Here is a 2,215-nt window from a genome sequence, read left to right as displayed (position 1 = left end):
CTAACCCGCCACTACAAGAGAGGTTCACCATGAACCATGAGGCCGGTCCACACCGCGCGAGCGACAAGACGCGGGTCCGCGATTTTCTCGCCGCCATGGAAAGGCGCGATCTCGTCGAGGCCGAGGGTTATCTGGCTCGGTCAGTGGTGATGCGGTTCCCCGGTGCACCGCCCTTTCGTGACCTGCACGACGTGGTGAGCTGGGCACGTACCCGTTACCGGAGCGTACGCAAGACGTTTCACGCGGTCGATCACTGCGTCACTGCCGAGGCATCCATCGTGGTCTGTCACGGCGAGCTTTCCGTGACCTGGCTCGACGGTACCACGGCCGAGGGCGTGCGCTTCATCGACCGTTTCGAGCTCAAGCACGGCTTGATCACTCGCCAGGACGTCTGGAACGACCTGGCGCTCGCACCAGGCGTCCCGCTGACCGGCCAAGACGCCTGATTATTACAACGCCCGACCATCACCAAGAGAGCCCTATGACACGCCGAGAGTCCGCCTCCACCACATCGTCGTTGAAACGACACCTTCACGACCCCGCCATCGTGGTCGCCCCCGGGGTCTTCGATGCCCTGGGCGCCTCGCTTGCCGAGCAGGCCGGCTTCGATACGGTTTACCTTTCCGGCGCCAGCCTCGCCTACACCCAGCTGGGGCGACCCGACATCGGCCTGTTGAGCATTACCGAGGTCTGCACCGCGATGTCGCACATTCGCGAGCGCACCGAGCTCTCGGTGGTGGTGGATGCCGACACCGGCTTCGGCAACGCCATGAACGTGATGCGAAGCGTCCGCCTTTTGGAGCGCGCCGGCGCCAACGCCATCCAGCTCGAAGACCAGACCTACCCCAAGCGCTGCGGCCATCTGCGCGGCAAGACCCTGGTCTCCAAGGGCGAAATGGTCGGAAAATTGCATGCAGCCCTCGACGCGCGGCAAAGCGAAGAGACGCTGATTATCGGCCGTACCGACGCGCTGGGCGTGGAAGGCACCGACAGCGCCATCGAGCGCGCCCAGGCCTATTTCGAGGCTGGCGTGGACATGCTGTTCATCGAGGGCATTCGCACCGACGAGGACATCGACAAGATCATGACCCGATTCAAGGGCAAGGTGCCGATCATGGCCAACATGGTGGAAGGCGGCGATACACCGCTGCAGAACGCCCAGGCACTGGAAGCGCTCGGCTTCTCGCTGGTGATCTTCCCGGGCGCGCTGGTGCGAGCGATCACCCACATGGCGAGCCGCTTCTTCGCCACGCTGAAAGAAGACGGCACCACCGACGCCTTCCGCGACCAGATGCTCGATTTCAAGCAGCTCAACGACTACCTGGGCACCCAGAAGATGCTCGACATGGGCCAGCGCTACGAAGAGCGCGGATAAGCGCCGCCAGGCGACCACTTTCAATTTCAATAACGACAAGACAGGAGGCAGCGATGCAGACGACGGACAAGACGGCCAAGGAGCTCTTCTTCGAGGTGATGGCCAATCCCCAGCGGGTGCCCTTCGGCTTCGGCAAGAAGGCGGTGCTGGTCAACGTCGACCCGCAGAAGGCGTACACCCGTACCGACCTTTACAAGACCGCCTACGAGACCGACCCGAAGCAGCTCGAGTACACCAACCAGCTGGCGCGCGGCTTTCGGGCGAGAGGCTGGCCGGTGGTCTGGACCCACGTGGCATTTCTCGACTCCGCCGAGGACGCCGGCGTCTGGGGCACGCGTACCGACACCCCGGACTCGCTGCAGAACATCAAGTACGGCTCCGAGCGAGCCGAGTTCGACGAGCGCGCCGAGATCGACCGCGCGCGTGACGTGATCTACACCAAGCGCATGCCTTCGGCGTTCTTCGAGACGCCGCTGCAGTCACTGCTGGTGTGGCACCAGGTGGATACGGTCATCATCACCGGCGGCTCGACCTCGGGCTGCATTCGCGCCACCGCGGTGGAGAGCCTTTCTCGCGGCTATCGCACCATCGTGCCGATGGAGTGCGTGGCGGACAAGCACGAGAGCTACCACTACGCCAACCTGACCGACCTGCACCTGAAGTACGCCGACGTGCTGCCCGTGGCCGATGTGCTGGCCTGGCTCGAGGGCTGAGGAGCGAACGATGAAAGAATCCCTTGGCGTGTACGACTACTGGGCCTATGACCAGCGCCCAAAGATCGAGTGGCCGGGTGGCGCCAGAGTCGCCTTCTGGGTCGCCCCCAACATCGAGTACTACGAG

General features: G+C 63.7%; 3 protein-coding genes. All 3 read left to right on the top strand.

Going from position 1 to position 2,215, the window contains the following annotated elements:
* Positions 1-29 precede the first annotated feature (29 nt).
* The 3 genes from BIS11_RS15775 to BIS11_RS15765 are packed head-to-tail and all read left to right on the top strand — an operon-like array spanning position 30 to position 2,088.
* Positions 30-446, top strand: coding sequence for a nuclear transport factor 2 family protein (locus tag BIS11_RS15775; protein WP_253418786.1), 417 nt, complete (start codon positions 30-32; stop codon positions 444-446).
* 35 nt (positions 447-481) lie between these two features.
* Complete coding sequence (locus BIS11_RS15770; RefSeq protein WP_253418789.1) at positions 482-1,375, top strand: oxaloacetate decarboxylase; 894 nt, start codon at positions 482-484, stop codon at positions 1,373-1,375.
* A 53-nt stretch (positions 1,376-1,428) separates the two neighbouring features.
* Complete coding sequence (locus BIS11_RS15765; protein WP_253418792.1) at positions 1,429-2,088, top strand: isochorismatase family protein; 660 nt, start codon at positions 1,429-1,431, stop codon at positions 2,086-2,088.
* Positions 2,089-2,215: the final 127 nt, after the last annotated feature.

The organism is Halomonas sp. 707D4 (assembly GCF_024158685.1).
GTDB lineage: Bacteria > Pseudomonadota > Gammaproteobacteria > Pseudomonadales > Halomonadaceae > Vreelandella.
This window is presented reverse-complemented; position numbering and strand designations above follow the sequence as displayed.